The sequence below is a fragment of the Streptomyces sp. LHD-70 genome, from assembly GCF_031157275.1.
GTDB lineage: Bacteria > Actinomycetota > Actinomycetes > Streptomycetales > Streptomycetaceae > Streptomyces.
In genome coordinates this window covers 36,384-50,847 of sequence record NZ_JAVIFW010000008.1, presented here as the reverse complement: position 1 = coordinate 50,847, position 14,464 = coordinate 36,384, and the positions used below count along the sequence as shown (strand labels likewise).

The following is a 14,464-nucleotide window of genomic DNA, read 5'->3' as shown; positions in this document are numbered from 1 at the left end:
CTGGAAGGTGAACCCATGGACGTCATCAGCGTCATCCGAGCCAAGCGCGACCGCAAAGAACTCACCCCCGACCAGATCGACTGGGTCATCGACGCCTACACCCGAGGCGACGTCGCGGACGAGCAGATGTCCGCCCTCGCGATGGCGATCCTCCTCAACGGCATGACCCGACCCGAGATCGCCCGCTGGACCGCAGCAATGATCAACTCCGGTGAGCGGATGGACTTTTCCACCCTCACCCGCCCCACCGCGGACAAGCACTCCACCGGCGGCGTGGGCGACAAGATCACGCTCCCGCTCGCCCCGCTCGTCGCGGCCTGCGGCGCCGCCGTGCCGCAGCTGTCCGGCCGCGGCCTCGGCCACACCGGCGGCACCCTCGACAAGCTGGAGGCCATCCCCGGCTGGCGCGCCCTGCTCTCCAACGCCGAGATGCTCGACGTACTGAACAGCACCGGCGCCGTCATCTGCGCCGCGGGCGACGGCCTCGCCCCGGCCGACAAGAAGCTGTACGCGCTGCGCGACGTCACCGGCACCGTCGAGGCCATTCCGCTGATCGCCTCCTCGATCATGAGCAAGAAGATCGCCGAGGGCACGGGCTCGCTCGTCCTCGACGTGAAGGTCGGCTCCGGCGCGTTTATGAAGACCGAGGCGGACGCGCGTGAACTCGCCGAAACCATGGTCGGCTTGGGCGCCGACCACGGCGTCCGCACCGTCGCCCTGCTCACCGACATGGCGACCCCGCTCGGCCGCACCGCCGGGAACGCCCTCGAAGTACGGGAATCCGTCGAGGTGTTGGCGGGCGGCGGCCCCGCCGATGTCGTCGAGCTGACCCTCGCCCTCGCCCGCGAGATGCTGGACGCGGCGGGCCTGAAGGACGCCGACCCGGCCAAGGCCCTCGCGGACGGCTCGGCGATGGACGTGTGGCGCCGCATGATCGCGGCCCAGGGCGGCGACCCGGACGCGGACCTGCCCATCGCCCGCGAACAGCAGATCGTCGAGGCGGCCTCGGACGGCGTCCTGACCCGCCTCGACGCGTACGACGTGGGGGTCGCCGCCTGGCGTCTGGGCGCCGGAAGGGCCCGCAAGGAGGACCCGGTGCAGGCCGGCGCGGGCGTCGAACTGCACGCCAAGCCGGGCGACACGGTGACCAAGGGGCAGCCGCTGCTCACCCTGCACACCGACACCCCGGACCGCTTCGACTACGCCCTGGAAGCGCTGGACTCCGCGTACGACATCGCCCCCGCCGGCACCGACTTCACCGCGCAGCCGATCGTCATCGACCGCATCGCCTGAGGAACGCACCGCCTGAGGAACGCACCGACGGCCGCACCCGGGGCGGGGAGCCCCGGGGCGCGGCGGCCTCGTGCACGTACGGTGAAGGCTCCGCACCCTGCGATGAGTTCCGGGCGGTCCGCCGGTCTCCTCTGTGTGAAGGCATCAGAACCGCTCGTCGTCGGTCTCGGCGCCCGGGTCGCCCGGGACGAGGTCCCGCAGCTGTGCGAGCAGATGATCGCGGGGTTGCAGGCCACCGGAGCCACCGAGGTGGTCTGCGACGCCGGTGCGCTCGCCGTGCCCGATATGGCCGCCGTCGAGGCCCTGGCCCGGATGCGCCTCACCGCACGAAGAGCGGGAGCCGGGATGCGCATCCGGGACCCCGACCCCCGCCTTGCCGGGCTACTCGCCCTGGTCGGCCTTGCTGAGCTGTTCGGGGAAGTCGAAGAGCGGGAACCACCGCTTGGTGTCGAGGAAGCAGTGGAACCCACTGATCCGGCCGTTTGACGTCTCGATGATCTGCAGCGCCCAGGGCACCATCGCGTCCGAGCCCTCCGGGTCCGGCTTGTAGTGCGCGAAGGCCGGGGTGCCGTTGGCGAAGGTCGGCAGCAGCTTGGAGCCTTCGCAGCCCGCACCCTGGTTGACCAGGAACGCCAGGATGTCGTCGTGCCCCTTGAGCCACAGGTCGAACGGGGGCATCGTCATGATCGCGTCGTCGTGCAGCACGGCGGCCAGGGCCTTCATGTCGTACCCCTGGAACGCTTCCATGTAGCGCTTCAGCAGGTCCTGCTGCTCCTCGTCGAGCGGGTCCGCCGGGTCGGAGTCCTTGACCGGGGACTCGTTGAGGGTCGCGCGGGCGCGCTGCAGCGCGCTGTTCACCGAGGCGACCGAGGTGTCGAGGAGCTCCGCGACCTCGTTCGCCCGCCAGGCGAGCACCTCGCGCAGGATCAGCACCGCGCGCTGCTTGGGCGGCAGATGCTGGAGCGCGGCGATGAAGGCGAGCCGCACGGACTCCCGGACCACGGCCGTGTCCGCCGGGTCCGCGGTGGACGGCAGGATGCGGCTGTCCGGGATCGGCTCCAGCCAGACGGCCTCCGGATGCGGGTTGAGCTGTGCCGTGGCCTGGCGGCCGCGCTCGGTGAAGTCCATGGGCAGAGCGCGCTTGTTCCCGGCGTTCAGCATGTCCAGGCAGACGTTCGTCGCGATGCGGTAGAGCCAGGAGCGCAGCGAGGAGCGGCCCTCGAACTTGTCGTACGCCCTCCAGGCGCGGACGAAGGCGTCCTGCACCGCGTCCTCGGCCTCGAAGCTGGATCCGAGCATGCGGTAGCAGTACCCCGTCAGCTCCGTCCGGTACTTCTGCATGCCGGCGTCGAGCTCGCTCTGCGTCGTTGCCAGATCACTCATGGAGTCCACCTCAACCACCGCTTCGTACGGCCTGTGTCGACCGTCACTTTGGAAGTTACAGGACCCCACTGACAATCGCGCGGGAGCTGGGAAAACCAAGTACGAAGCGGCAGTTGAGGTTGACGGTGAAGCGGTCGGGCCCGCTCAGCGGTGCGCCGCCGCGGCGACCAGGACGCGGCGTTCCGCGCGGGCCGCGTGCGAGCCGTACAGCGTCACCGAGACGACGCCGAGCACCGCGAGCAGGCCGAGCAGGACGGTGCCGGCCCAGCCCCCGGCGTGGAACGCGAACGCGCCGAGCGTGCCGCCCACGCTGGACCCCAGGTAGTACGCGGACTGGTACAGGGCGGAGGCCTGCGCGCGCCCCTGAGTCGCCGTACGGCTCACCGAAGAGGACGCCACCGCGTGCCCCGCGAAGAAGCCCGCCGTGATCAGGACCAGGCCGAGCAGGACGGCGGCGAGCCCGTCGGACAGGGACAGGAGCAGGCCGGACGCGGTCGTGCCGACGGCCAGGTACAGCGCGCCGCGCCGCCCGAGCCGCCCGACGAGCTTGCCGGCGGCGGCCGAGGAGGCCGTGCCGACCAGGTAGACCAGGAAGATCGAGCCGACCACGCCCTGGGGGAGCGAGAACGGGGCGTCGACGAGCCGGTAGCCGATCACCGTGTAGACGGCGCCGAAGACCGTCATGAAGAGGGCGCCGATCACGTACAGGCGGCAGAGCAGCGGGTTGGCGAGGTGGCCGCGCACGGTCCGGGCGAGCACCCGGGGGCGCAGCGAACCGGACCGGAAGTGCCGGGGAGCGGGCAGAAGCAGCCGGAAGACGAGGGCGCACACCAGGGCCATCAGGCCCACCGCGGCGAGCGCCGCGCGCCAGTCCCAGGCCTGCGCGACCCAGCCGGTCAGGACGCGGCCGCTCATGCCACCGATGGAGTTGCCCGCGACGAACAGGCCGATCGCGGCGACCAGCGCCTTGGGGCGTACCTCCTCCGCCAGGTACGCCATCGCGGAGGCGGGCAGACCGGCGAGCGCGGCGCCCTGCACGGCGCGCAGCGCGATCAGCCAGCCGAGGTCGGGCGCGAATGGCACGAGCAGGCCGACGAGCACGGCGACCGTCAGGGACACCGTCATCAGCGTGCGCCGCCCGAACCGCTCGGAGAGCGCGCTGAGCGGCAGGACGAACAGGGCGAGGGCGCCGGTCGCGGCGGAGACGGTCCAGCTCGCCGTGTCGGCGGTGACGGCGAAGTCCGCGGAGATCGCGGGGAGCAGGGCCTGCGTGGAGTACAGCAGGGCGAAGGTGGCGAGCCCCGCGGCGAACAGGGCGAAGCTCATCCGGCGGTAGCCGGGGCCGCCGGGCGTGAGACGTGTGTCGGTCTCGGCCGGGGCGGGAGCGGAGTCAGAAGGGGATGCGGAAGTGAGGGCGCCCGCGGGTTGTGCGGACGCCTTGCTACTGGCAGGTGGCATACGTCGAACGTAGACACGCGCGCCTGATGCGTCCAATGCATGAACAGGCGACAATCGTTCCCATGGTGCATGAGAGCAGCGCACGGCGGAGGCTGTCGCAGAACAGTTACCCGGAAGACATCGGACGGACGGTGGAGACCAGCCTCGAATCCTGGCCGGCCGTGCTCGCGCCGCGCCTCGCGTACTTCGCCGGGGTCGCCCGCACCGAGCACGTCACGCGCGCGGCGCAGGAGATGCAGGTGCCGCAGTCGACGCTGTCCCGTGCGCTGGTCAGGCTCGAACAGGACCTGGGCGTCGACCTGTTCGCCCGGCACGGCCGTACGCTCTCGCTCACCCCCGCGGGCCGTACGTTCCTCGCCTCGGTGGAGCGCGCGCTCGGCGAGGTGGAGCGCGCGGCGGAGGCGGTACGCGCGGACGCGGACCCGGAGGCCGGCAAGGTCGCCTTCGGCTTTCTGCACACGATGGGCTCGGAGACCGTACCGGCGCTGATCCGGGAGTTCCGCGTGCACCATCCGCGCGTGCGGTTCTCGCTCGTGCAGAACTACGGCGAGTGGATGCTGGAGCGGATGCGGGCGGGCGAGCTGGACCTCTGTCTGACCTCGCCGGTGCCGGACGCCCCGGACCTGGTCGCCCGCCGCCTGGACGAGCAGCGGCTGCGGCTCGTCGTACCGGAGGACCACCGGCTCGCCTCCCGCAAGCGGGTCCGGCTCGTGGAGGCCGCGGAGGAAGCGTTCGTCACGCTCGAACCGCCCTTCGGGCTGCGGCGGATCACGGACGACCTGTGCGCGCAGGCGGGGTTCCGGCCGCGGGTCGCGTTCGAGGGGGAGGAGGCGGAGACGCTGCGCGGGCTCGTCGCGGCGGGCCTGGGCGTGGCCCTGCTGCCGCCGCCGCCGTTTGCCCGTCCGGGGGTGGTCGAACTCACGGTGACGGCGCCTCGGGCGGTACGGGAGATCGGCGTGGCCTGGCTGGCCGACCGCCCGGTACCGCCTCCGGTGGCGGCGTTCCGGGGGTTTCTGCTGGGGCGGCGGGGTCGGTTGCTGCCGTGAGGCGCTGTCTTCCCCTACCCGCCCCTTCCCGAAAGTCCTGCGGACAGCCACGGGGGCCAGCCCCCGGACCCCCGCTCCTCAATCGCCGGAGGGGCTGAAAATTCAGCCCCTCCGGCGATTGAGGAGGCCCGTCCGGCAGGACTTTCGGGAAGGGGCGGGTAGGGGAAAAGCTAGCCCCGCAGGGACCGCGCACCCCCGACTACTCCCGCAACGACCGCCCGAACCCAGACGCGAGCGGCATGCGCAGCCCCAGCGGTGGCGGGGCCGCGAACGCGTCGGTGAGGGGGCGGGAGAAGGCCCGCCCGAACAGCGTGCCGAGGACGAAGTCCGCCGCGAGCGCCGCCACCTCGGCCCGATGCTGATGCAGGCCGTGCCCGTCCGAGTGCACCTCGAACCGGCACGTGTCCCGGTTCGCCTTCTTCACCCGCTCGGCGAACCGGAACGACAACTCCGGATCGGTCCGCTCATCGTTCGTGCCGTGCACGATCAGCACATGCCGGCCACTCAGCTGTTTCACCGGTTCGGGCGCCACCGCGACATCGTCCTCCGGCAGCCAAGGAGCCAGCGCGAGCACGGAGTCGACGGCCGGATGACCCGCGGCGTGCAGCGCGGCCCGCCCGCCCATGTCGATCCCGGCGAGGCAGACCGGCACGTCCCCGTAGCGCCGTACGACCTCCTCCACCGCCCAGCGGGCATCGCGCGCCGGCAGCGCGTCCGAGCCGTTCCAGCCGCGCCGCCCGCCGCGCACGACATGCCCGACGAGCCCCTCCGCGCGCCCCGCCCGGACCAGGTTCCGGGCAAGCACCCGGGCCGTGTTCACCGCCAGTGGCGAGGGGCGGCGCGTGGAGACCTCGGCGCCGCCGGGCAGCAGCAGCACGACACCGCTGACGGCGGAGTTCTCCGCGCCGATGAGGCGCCCAAGTCGGGTGCCCGGTAAGGGCATTGCTTGCTGAGCCATGACAGAACACTCTCAGAAGCGCAGGTGTACGGAGCCCCAAGCGCCGGTCACTGTTCCGTATCGACGCGCGCCACGGTTCCGTATCGAAGGGCGGTACGAACGGAGACATCTACGCGCGTAGGCGTTACAGTGCCGAGATGACGAGCCAGACCACTCCCGCACCGGCCCCGGAGCAGATCCGGCGGGCCCCGAAGGTGCTGCTCCACGACCATCTCGACGGCGGCCTGCGCCCCGGCACGATCATCGACCTCGCCCGCGAAGTGGGGTACGAGGCACTCCCCGAGACCGAGGCCGACAAGCTCGGCATCTGGTTCCGCGAGGCCGCCGACTCCGGTTCGCTGCCGCGCTACCTCGAGACGTTCGCCCACACCTGCGCCGTCATGCAGACCAAGGAGGCCCTCTTCCGGGTCGCCGCCGAGTGCGCCGAGGACCTCGCCGAGGACGGTGTGGTCTACGCGGAGATCCGGTACGCGCCCGAGCAGCACCTGGAGAAGGGGCTCACCCTCGAAGAGGTCGTCGAGGCCGTCAACGCGGGCTTCCGCGAGGGCGAGCGGCGCGCGAAGGAGAGCGGCCACCGCATCCGCGTGGGCGCCCTGCTCACCGCGATGCGGCACGCGGCCCGCGCCCTGGAGATCGCCGAACTCGCCAACCGCTACCGGGACTTCGGCGTCGTCGGCTTCGACATCGCGGGCGCGGAGGCGGGCTTCCCGCCCACCCGGCACCTGGACGCGTTCGAGTACCTCAAGCGCGAGAACAACCACTTCACGATCCACGCGGGCGAGGCCTTCGGGCTCCCCTCGATCTGGCAGGCCCTGCAGTGGTGCGGCGCGGACCGCCTCGGCCACGGCGTCCGCATCATCGACGACATCCAGATCGCCGACGACGGCACGGTCGAGCTCGGCCGCCTCGCCTCGTACGTACGCGACAAGCGCATCCCGCTGGAGATGTGCCCGACGTCCAACCTGCAGACGGGCGCGGCCAGCTCGTACGCCGAGCACCCCATCGGGCTGCTCCGCCGGCTGCACTTCCGGACCACGGTCAACACGGACAACCGCCTGATGTCCGGCACGAGCATGACCCGCGAATTCGAGCACCTGGTCGGCGCTTTCGGCTACACGCTCGACGACATGCAGTGGTTCACAGTCAATGCGATGAAATCAGCGTTCATTCCTTTCGATGAACGACTGGCCATGATCAATGACGTGATCAAGCCGGGTTACGCCGAGCTGAAATCCGAGTGGCTGTTCCAGCAGACCGCCTCGACCAGGGGTTCTGCCGCCTCGGCGGGCTGATTCGGGGAAATCGGAAAGGGCCGGGACGTTTGTTCCCGGCCCTTTTTCCTGGCGTTTTGGTGTTTGCGAGCGCGTACGGCCCGTGGATAGCTTGCCAAACCGCTCCATCCCCGTCACGAGGACGTATTCACCATGAAGCACTCTGCCGCCAAGACCCTCGGTGTCGCCGCTCTCGGTGCCGCTTTCGCCGCTGCCGGTGCGGGCAGCGCGTCGGCCGTGGTCCCGGGCCTGACCGACGCCGCCGGGACCGTCGGCAACGTGGCCTCCACCCTGCCGGTCGGCGAGGTCGCGAAGACCCTGCCCGCCGGCGAGTCCCTGGCCCAGGGGCAGCAGGCCCTCGCGGGCGGCCTGTCCGCCACCCAGACGACCGCCGCGCCCTCGGGCGAGGGTGACCCGGTCAGCGGCCTGATCGGCGGCCTGCCCGTCGGCAAGGGCCTGCCCATCGGCGGCTGATCCGCCGGTCCGCGACCGGCCCCTTCCCGGTCGCGGGCAACGACGGACGGCGGGGTGCGCACTCCTCAACGAGTGCGCACCCCGCCGCTGTTGTGTGCGCGTACGGGCCAAGGGCCACGGGCCACGGGCTACCAGGCGGCGGTGGCCCGCTTCTCCGACGGCAGCAGCAGCCACAGCGCGAGATAGATCAGGAACTGCGGTCCGGGCAGCAGGCACGAGGCCACGAAGATCACGCGCATCGTCGTCGCGGAGGTGCCGAAGCGCTGGGCCAGCGCTGCGCACACTCCGCCGATCATCCGTCCGTTCCTGGGGCGAACAAGGGCGGTCATGGTGGCTCCTTCGCGGTACGAGGAAATCGTCTGTGTGTCTTCGACGGTACGTCCGCGAAGCGGTGCAAAGCGTCGGACTAGGGGGCGATCCCGACCCTGGGAATCGTCGGGGTCGAACCCTGAGCGCTCTCGTCCCTGGGGCGGGCACGCGCCGGACCGAGTGGCCGCCGGCGCAGCCGTGCGCGGGCCGCGGGCACGACGGCCACGTGGGCCAGGGCCACCCCGAGGGTGTTGAGCAGCAGCGAGTCGATGTCGACGACCTGCCCCGGCACGCCGGTCTGCAGCAGCTCGATGCCGAGGGAGACAAGGCCGCCCGCGGTGACGGTACGGGTCAGCGACATCAGGGGCGAGGCGCAGAGGCGTCCGCCGACCAGCGGGAGCAGCACCCCGAGCGGGGCGAGGAGCAGCATCTGCTCGCCGATCCGGCGCACCGCCTCCCGCGGCGCGAGCGCCAGGTCCGCTCTGATCCCGGCCATCGGCTGCAGGTTGGGCGCGCTCACCCAGGCCACGTCCAGGGGACGCAGCGTCACCCAGGCGACGAACAGAAGATGCGCGAGGAGGAGGAGGGCTCCCGCCACGCGAAGGGGCACGCTGCCGCTTTGGCCTTGACACTGCACGCCGTCGAAGACGTCGCCTCCGGCGGAAACGGTTCCCTGTGCCCCGTAAGGGGCGCGGGGAACTGCGCGAGCAACCCGCGACCTGTCGCAGTCGCACTTGCGCATGCACCACGCAGACGCGTCTGCGGCTTCGTCGTGGCTGAGCGCGCCCACGCGGCGAAGCCGCAAATGTCACAGCCCCGCGCCCCTATGGGGCGACCGTCTCCGCCGGGGCGGGAACCGTTCCGGGCCGGGCCCGGAGTTCCTCCGTGCACTCGTACCGCCGGAGGGGCGAGCTCTCCTCGGTGCCGCCGAGGACCACCGCCCCGTCCCGCTCCGCGGCCACGCTCTGGGCGAACGTGCAGACGATCTGGGCCAGCTCGTACGGCGACATCCGCTCGGGCGGGGTGCTGATCCGCAGCGCCTTCGACGGGTCGTCGCCGCGCGGGCCCGTGACCTTCGGGTGGCCCTTGACGTCCGAGGTGAACCCGGCCTGCTCCTCGGCCTCCGTGGGCGGCTCCCCGAGTTCGGAGAGGAGGGCCTGGGCGACCTGCACCCGGTCCTCGGCGGCCGAGTCGGAGAGGCGTACCGCGCGGTCGACGCGTACCAGCTGGGAACCGCAGACGAGGAAGATCTCCTCCGGGACGGTGCCGGTCTGCGCCCGGGTGGTCGTGATGTCGGCCGCGGTGCTCACGCACGGCACCCGCGACGGGGCCGGGCCGAACTCCGTCGGGACCTCCGTGGCGCGGATGCCGCAGCCCGCGACGCCCGCGGCGAGCACGGCGGCCAGGGCACCCCGGGCCACTAGCCTCCGGGTGCGCGTACGTGCCGTCATCGGTCCGCCTTCTTCGCCTGCTGGTCCGTACCGCCGTCGTCTCCGCCGTCCCCGTCGTCTCCGGCGCCGTCCCCGCTGTCGGTGTCCTCGCCGCTCGGCAGCCGGAGGGTGAACACCGCGCCGCCGCCCGGGGAGTTGGCGGCCGTGATCTCGCCGCCGTGGATATGGGCGTTCTCCAGGGCGATGGAGAGGCCGAGGCCGCTGCCCTCGGAGCGCGGCCGGGACGCGCTGGCCTTGTAGAAGCGGTCGAAGACGTGCGGCAGCACCTCCTCGGGGATGCCGGGCCCCTGGTCCCGTACCGAGATCACCAGCTCGTCGCCCTCCTGGCGCACGGAGACGCGCACCGGCGACCCCCCGTGCTTGAGGGCGTTGCCGATCAGGTTGGCGAGGATCACGTCGAGTCGGCGCGGGTCGAGCCGGGCCATGGTGCCGCGCTCGGCGTCCAGGTCGACGGCGTCCAGCCAGGCGCGGGCGTCGATGCAGGCGGTGATCTGGTCGGCGATGTCCACGTCGTCCAGGACCAGGCGGGCGGTGCCGGCGTCGAAGCGGGTGACCTCCATCAGGTTCTCGACGAGGTCGTTGAGGCGCCGGGTCTCGCTGACCACCAGGCGTACTGCCGGGGCGATCATCGGGTCGAGGCTGTCCTCCTCCTCTTCGAGCACATCGGTGACGGCGGTGATCGCGGTGAGCGGGGTGCGCAGCTCGTGCGACATGTCGGCGACGAAGCGGCGGCTGGACTCCTCGCGGGCACTCATGTCCGCGACCTTCTTCTCCAGGGACGCGGCCGTGGAGTTGAACGTCCGTGACAGCTCGGCCAGTTCGTCGGTGCCGGAGACCCTGAGGCGGGTGTCGAGCTTGCCCTCGCCGAGCCGGCGGGCGGCGACGCCGAGCCGGTGCACCGGCTTGAGCACGGTCGTCGCGGCGGCCTGGGCGAGCAGCGCGGCGCCGATCAGGGCGAGCGCGGTGGCGATCCCGAGGGACCAGGCGAGGGAGTTGAGGTCCTTCGCCTCCGGTTCGAGGGACTTGAGCATGTACCCGGTGGGCCCGCCGCCCATCACCCGCGTACCGCCCACGAGATACGGAGTTCCGTCCTCCACCGCACGCTGCCAGAACAGCCGGTACGTCTCCTCGTCCGCGCCGTCGTCCGACTTCTCGGCGACCGGCTTGTTGACGGCCTTGCGCAGCGATGCCGGGACGTCGTCGACGGTGAAGGCGTCCAGCTCGGAGGTGCCGACGACGGTCCTGCCGTCGGGGTTCTCGCCGATCAGGACGACGCTGTAGCCCTGGCTGCCGTGCGCCATGTTCCGTGCCGCGCGGTCGAGTTCGTCCTTCGTGGGCTTCCGCGGCAGCGAGGCCACGCGGTCCTGCATGGCCTCCTTGAAGTCGCCGAGCGCCGCGTCCTGGGTGCGGGTGAGCACGGCCTCGCGATTGAGCCAGTACGCGATGCCGGACGCGGAGACGGCCGCGATCAGCGCGATCAGCGCGAACACGAGGACGAGGCGCAGCCGCAGGCTGGTCAGACGGAGGCTGGTGAAGAGGGAGCGGCTCCAGGTTCTGTGCGGAGCCCCGGAGCCCTCCTGTGCGGATGTCACTGAGGCGTGTCCAAGCGGTACCCGACGCCACGGACCGTGCGGATCAGGGTCGGCGACGACGGCACGTCCTCGACCTTGGCGCGCAGCCGCTGCACACACGCGTCCACCAGGCGGGAGTCGCCGAGGTAGTCGTGCTCCCACACCAGGCGGAGCAGCTGCTGGCGGGAGAGGGCCTGGCCGGGCCTGCGGCTGAGTTCGAGCAGCAGTCGCAGCTCGGTCGGCGTGAGCTGCAGGTCCTCGCCGTCCTTGGTGACCGTCATCGCGGAGCGGTCGATGACCAGGGAGCCGAAGGCCGCCGCGTCGTTGGCCTCGCGCTCGCCGCGGCGCAGCACGGCACGGATCCGGGCGTCGAGGACCCGGCCCTGCACGGGCTTGACCACGTAGTCGTCGGCGCCGGACTCCAGGCCGACGACCACGTCGATGTCGTCGCTGCGCGCGGTGAGCAGGATGATCGGCAACTGGTCCGTGCGCCGGATGCGGCGGCACACCTCGAACCCGTCGATGCCGGGCAGCATCACGTCGAGAACGATCAGATCCGGGCGCTGTTCGCGCAGCAGTTTCAGACCGTCCTCGCCGGTGGCGGCGGTGGACACACGATGCCCCTGGCGCGTCAGCGACAGCTCAAGGGCCGTGCGGATGGCGTCGTCGTCTTCGATCAGCAACAGGGAAGGCACGTCGGTCATTCTGTCGCATGGTGCGGTGGTGTTTCGACAGTTGGGACGCTCCCGGCGCCGACCAGGCCGTTCACCCGGGGATCTCCGAGTCGGTCTCCGCGACCGACAGGCGCTGTGACAGGCCTGTGACAGTCGACAGACACCGCGATGAAAGTCGAAGGGCAGGCTTTGGTCACACGGAACGCACCGGCCACGGATCTTCGGACGGTGCCGCTGGACCAGACTCCACGACGGGGGGCGCGAGATGAACACACTGCACGGCACCAGCGCGAGCGCAGTTGTCACGCGTCTGCACGACATCACCACGCGGAGTGCGGGCCAGCACGAGAAGTCCGGTGCGGGAGTGCGGGGGTGCGCTCGCGGTACCGGACGGCAGCACACCGGGTACATGACGGTGGTCGACGCCCGCTCCACGGGCGGCGTCGGCAACGGGGGATCGTACGGGGAGGACTCGGGGGAGCGGACGTCCCTGTCGGAGGTGGAGTTCACCGCCTACGTCCAGGAGCGCCGCGCCTCCCTGTACGCCACCGCGTACCACCTGACCGGTGACCGCTTCGAGGCCGAGGATCTGTTGCAGAGCGCGCTGTTCTCGACGTACCGCGCCTGGGACCGGATCACCGACAAGGCCGCGGTCGGGGGCTACCTCCGCCGCACCATGACGAATCTGCACATCAGCGCGTGGCGCCGCCGCAAGCTGAACGAGTACCCGACCGAGGAGCTGCCGGAGACGGTGGGCGACACGGACGCGATGCGCGGCACGGAGCTGCGCGCGGTTCTCTGGCAGGCCCTGGCCCGCCTTCCGGAACTGCAGCGGACGATGCTCGTGCTCCGCTACTACGAGGGCCGTACGGACCCGGAGATCGCGGACATTCTCGACATCAGTGTCGGCACGGTGAAGTCCAGCATCTGGCGCTCCCTGCGCCGGCTGCGCGAGGACGAGGTCCTCAGCTTCGGCCGTGACCTGGAGGAGTCCTTCGGCGAACTGGTGGCGTAGCCGCCGCAGTCGAAGGTACGGGGGCCGTCGCATCGGGGGACGCGACGGAAAAGGCCCAGGGGGCCACGGGGGAACAACGGGGGAACAGGGAAACGGGATCCCACGGGGGGGCGTACGGGGGCGTACGGGGAACGGGGATCCCGACGGGGGAAACGGGGACACGGGGGAACAGGGGGAGCACGGGGGAAACACGGGGAGAAACAGGCAGCGGGACCGGGAGGCCGGGGGGTCTTACCGGTCCCGTCGCCACGTCACGCGGGATCCGGCGCCGAACTCCGCCGCGTACCGCGTGCGGACACGCACCGCCCCGCCGCCGCGGACGCGAGCCGGCCGAGGGCCTCCTCCTTGCCGCACGGATGCGCGCCGAGCGCCGCCTGCCGGGCCACCACCGAACGCTCCGAACGCAGCAGGCGCCAGCCGCGCCGCAGCAGGAACGGCACCGACTTGCGGCCCTCCTTCAGATCGCGGAGCAGCCGCCGCCGGAACGTCGTCGTCGGCCGCCCTCGCAGGCACAACGCGTCGGCCAGGACGCCCAGTTCACGTACGCGCTCCACGATGTCCGCGGCGAAGATGCCCTCGGCGATGAACAGCGGCGTGCGCTCGATGTCGAACGTCTCGTGGCCGACCCGCGCGCTGACCGAGATGTCGTAGACCGGCACCCGCGTACGCCCCGAACGGCACAGCTCGGCGATCGCGGCCACGGCGACGTCCGCGTCCCAGGAGTCGGGGGAGTCCCAGTCGACGTCCCGACTGCCCGCGACCAGCGGGAGCGTGGGGTCGTCGTGCTCCTTGTAGAAATCGTCGAGGCGCAGCACCGGGAGGCCGGAGCGGGCGGCGAGTCGGCTCTTGCCGGCGCCGGAGGGGCCGGTGAGGAGGACGACGCGCGTCGGTATCGGGGGATGGGCGCTCACGGCACACCAGTGTGCTGCATTCCCTCGCACAGGCGACCCCGCGGGCGGTTCTTTGAAAGCCGCATCACATCTCAATTACGCTTCGTGCCCAGTCGATTACGCAACGATCACGGCCTGGACAGGTGGCGTACCCATGGCACGGCAGATGGCACGACATGCAGCATCCCGAAGGCCCGCGCACCGCACGCTGATGCGCGCCGGACTCACCCTCGCCGCGGCCGGCGCGGCCCTCGGCGCGGGAGGCGCGGCGACGGCGAGCGCGCAGCCCCTGCCCGCGGCCGCCCCGGCAGCCCCGCCCGCCCAACTGCCCGTACCGCTCGGCGACTTGGACGTGCTGGCGGCCGGTCAGGCCCTCACGGGGGCCCTGCCGTACGCGACGGGCCCGTTGAAGAACCTGCAGCTCGACCCGCTGGCCAAGACCGGTGTCGACCCGCTGGACAACGCGGTGGGCACGCAGGTCGCCGACTTCCAGCCGGTGTCGACGGCGGCGGTGACGGACCCGGTCACGGAGGGCGGCACGCTCGGCACCCTGCCCGTGGTGGGCACGGCGACGGGGCTGCTGCCGGGCTGAGGCTCCGGGGCCACGTAAGGCGAACGAGCGCCGGGCGGACCGCAGTCGGTCCTGCCCGGCGCTCGTCCGTGAGCAGCCC

16 protein-coding genes are annotated in these 14,464 nt (G+C 71.6%); 7 read left to right on the top strand and 9 right to left on the bottom strand.

Going from position 1 to position 14,464, the window contains the following annotated elements; genetic code table 11:
- Window positions 1–15 precede the first annotated feature (15 nt).
- Together RCO28_RS17030 and RCO28_RS17025 are read left to right on the top strand one after the other, a co-directional pair.
- A complete protein-coding gene (locus RCO28_RS17030) occupies window positions 16–1,293 on the top strand; it encodes a thymidine phosphorylase (protein ID WP_308941990.1) in 1,278 nt (425 codons plus the stop codon).
- Between the two features lie 102 nt (window positions 1,294–1,395).
- The gene (locus RCO28_RS17025) at window positions 1,396–1,779 is read left to right on the top strand and encodes an STAS domain-containing protein (RefSeq protein ID WP_308941989.1); all 384 of its coding nucleotides are present in this window, start codon (window positions 1,396–1,398) and stop codon (window positions 1,777–1,779) included.
- On the opposite strand, the gene RCO28_RS17020 is transcribed toward RCO28_RS17025, so the two are convergent.
- Window positions 1,675–2,676 carry a sigma-70 family RNA polymerase sigma factor gene (locus RCO28_RS17020; RefSeq protein ID WP_308941988.1) on the bottom strand — a complete coding sequence of 334 codons (1,002 nt, stop codon included), beginning with the start codon at window positions 2,674–2,676 and terminating at the stop codon, window positions 1,675–1,677. The genes RCO28_RS17025 and RCO28_RS17020 overlap by 105 nt on opposite strands.
- A 144-nt stretch (window positions 2,677–2,820) precedes the next feature.
- A complete protein-coding gene (locus RCO28_RS17015) occupies window positions 2,821–4,134 on the bottom strand; it encodes an MFS transporter (RefSeq protein ID WP_308941987.1) in 1,314 nt (437 codons plus the stop codon).
- Window positions 4,135–4,196: 62 nt separating this feature from the next.
- On the opposite strand from RCO28_RS17015, the gene RCO28_RS17010 reads away from it, so the two are divergent.
- Window positions 4,197–5,180: a LysR family transcriptional regulator gene (locus RCO28_RS17010; protein WP_308941986.1), complete on the top strand. Its 984-nt coding sequence runs from the start codon at window positions 4,197–4,199 to the stop codon at window positions 5,178–5,180.
- A gap of 199 nt (window positions 5,181–5,379) precedes the next feature.
- Here RCO28_RS17010 and RCO28_RS17005 read toward each other — a convergent pair whose 3' ends face one another.
- Window positions 5,380–6,138 carry a prolyl oligopeptidase family serine peptidase gene (locus tag RCO28_RS17005; protein ID WP_308941985.1) on the bottom strand — a complete coding sequence of 253 codons (759 nt, stop codon included), beginning with the start codon at window positions 6,136–6,138 and terminating at the stop codon, window positions 5,380–5,382.
- Window positions 6,139–6,275: 137 nt separating this feature from the next.
- Between RCO28_RS17005 and RCO28_RS17000 the strand changes: the two genes are divergently transcribed.
- Window positions 6,276–7,430 carry an adenosine deaminase gene (locus RCO28_RS17000; RefSeq protein ID WP_308941984.1) on the top strand — a complete coding sequence of 385 codons (1,155 nt, stop codon included), beginning with the start codon at window positions 6,276–6,278 and terminating at the stop codon, window positions 7,428–7,430.
- Between the two features lie 132 nt (window positions 7,431–7,562).
- Window positions 7,563–7,883 (top strand): ATP-binding protein, encoded by a 321-nt coding sequence (locus RCO28_RS16995; RefSeq protein WP_308941983.1) that lies wholly within the window; start codon window positions 7,563–7,565, stop codon window positions 7,881–7,883.
- Between the two features lie 128 nt (window positions 7,884–8,011).
- On the opposite strand, the gene RCO28_RS16990 is transcribed toward RCO28_RS16995, so the two are convergent.
- From RCO28_RS16990 to afsQ1, 5 genes are all read right to left on the bottom strand, one after another.
- Window positions 8,012–8,212 carry a PspC domain-containing protein gene (locus tag RCO28_RS16990; RefSeq protein WP_282539402.1) on the bottom strand — a complete coding sequence of 67 codons (201 nt, stop codon included), beginning with the start codon at window positions 8,210–8,212 and terminating at the stop codon, window positions 8,012–8,014.
- A 77-nt stretch (window positions 8,213–8,289) separates the two neighbouring features.
- Complete coding sequence (locus RCO28_RS16985; protein ID WP_374991181.1) at window positions 8,290–8,829, bottom strand: VanZ family protein; 540 nt, start codon at window positions 8,827–8,829, stop codon at window positions 8,290–8,292.
- A gap of 187 nt (window positions 8,830–9,016) precedes the next feature.
- Window positions 9,017–9,643: a hypothetical protein gene (locus RCO28_RS16980; RefSeq protein ID WP_308941981.1), complete on the bottom strand. Its 627-nt coding sequence runs from the start codon at window positions 9,641–9,643 to the stop codon at window positions 9,017–9,019.
- Window positions 9,640–11,334, bottom strand: coding sequence for a HAMP domain-containing sensor histidine kinase (locus RCO28_RS16975; RefSeq protein WP_308941980.1), 1,695 nt, complete (start codon window positions 11,332–11,334; stop codon window positions 9,640–9,642). Before RCO28_RS16975 ends, RCO28_RS16980 begins: the two co-directional genes overlap by 4 nt.
- Window positions 11,232–11,909 carry a two-component system response regulator AfsQ1 gene (afsQ1, locus tag RCO28_RS16970; protein WP_282510855.1) on the bottom strand — a complete coding sequence of 226 codons (678 nt, stop codon included), beginning with the start codon at window positions 11,907–11,909 and terminating at the stop codon, window positions 11,232–11,234. The genes RCO28_RS16975 and afsQ1 overlap by 103 nt, the downstream gene beginning before the upstream one ends.
- A gap of 244 nt (window positions 11,910–12,153) precedes the next feature.
- Between afsQ1 and RCO28_RS16965 the strand changes: the two genes are divergently transcribed.
- Window positions 12,154–12,903, top strand: coding sequence for a SigE family RNA polymerase sigma factor (locus tag RCO28_RS16965; RefSeq protein ID WP_308941979.1), 750 nt, complete (start codon window positions 12,154–12,156; stop codon window positions 12,901–12,903).
- A 251-nt stretch (window positions 12,904–13,154) separates the two neighbouring features.
- Here RCO28_RS16965 and RCO28_RS16960 read toward each other — a convergent pair whose 3' ends face one another.
- Window positions 13,155–13,814, bottom strand: coding sequence for an ATP-binding protein (locus RCO28_RS16960; RefSeq protein WP_308941978.1), 660 nt, complete (start codon window positions 13,812–13,814; stop codon window positions 13,155–13,157).
- 145 nt (window positions 13,815–13,959) lie between these two features.
- Here RCO28_RS16960 and RCO28_RS16955 point away from each other — a divergent pair, with 145 nt between their 5' ends.
- Complete coding sequence (locus tag RCO28_RS16955) at window positions 13,960–14,385, top strand: hypothetical protein (protein WP_308942257.1); 426 nt, start codon at window positions 13,960–13,962, stop codon at window positions 14,383–14,385.
- The last annotated feature ends 79 nt before the right edge of the window (window positions 14,386–14,464 follow it).

Bases quoted from the DNA above. Each gene is read 5' to 3' on its own strand.
- RCO28_RS17030 (WP_308941990.1), top strand. From the start codon at position 16: ATGGACGTCATCAGCGTCATCCGAGCCAAGCGCGACCGCAAAGAACTC.
- RCO28_RS17025 (WP_308941989.1), top strand. From the start codon at position 1,396: ATGAGTTCCGGGCGGTCCGCCGGTCTCCTCTGTGTGAAGGCATCAGAA.
- RCO28_RS17020 (WP_308941988.1), bottom strand. From the start codon at position 2,676: ATGAGTGATCTGGCAACGACGCAGAGCGAGCTCGACGCCGGCATGCAG.
- RCO28_RS17015 (WP_308941987.1), bottom strand. From the start codon at position 4,134: ATGCCACCTGCCAGTAGCAAGGCGTCCGCACAACCCGCGGGCGCCCTC.
- RCO28_RS17010 (WP_308941986.1), top strand. From the start codon at position 4,197: ATGGTGCATGAGAGCAGCGCACGGCGGAGGCTGTCGCAGAACAGTTAC.
- RCO28_RS17005 (WP_308941985.1), bottom strand. From the start codon at position 6,138: ATGGCTCAGCAAGCAATGCCCTTACCGGGCACCCGACTTGGGCGCCTC.
- RCO28_RS17000 (WP_308941984.1), top strand. From the start codon at position 6,276: ATGACGAGCCAGACCACTCCCGCACCGGCCCCGGAGCAGATCCGGCGG.
- RCO28_RS16995 (WP_308941983.1), top strand. From the start codon at position 7,563: ATGAAGCACTCTGCCGCCAAGACCCTCGGTGTCGCCGCTCTCGGTGCC.
- RCO28_RS16990 (WP_282539402.1), bottom strand. From the start codon at position 8,212: ATGACCGCCCTTGTTCGCCCCAGGAACGGACGGATGATCGGCGGAGTG.
- RCO28_RS16980 (WP_308941981.1), bottom strand. From the start codon at position 9,643: ATGACGGCACGTACGCGCACCCGGAGGCTAGTGGCCCGGGGTGCCCTG.
- RCO28_RS16965 (WP_308941979.1), top strand. From the start codon at position 12,154: ATGAACACACTGCACGGCACCAGCGCGAGCGCAGTTGTCACGCGTCTG.
- RCO28_RS16955 (WP_308942257.1), top strand. From the start codon at position 13,960: ATGGCACGACATGCAGCATCCCGAAGGCCCGCGCACCGCACGCTGATG.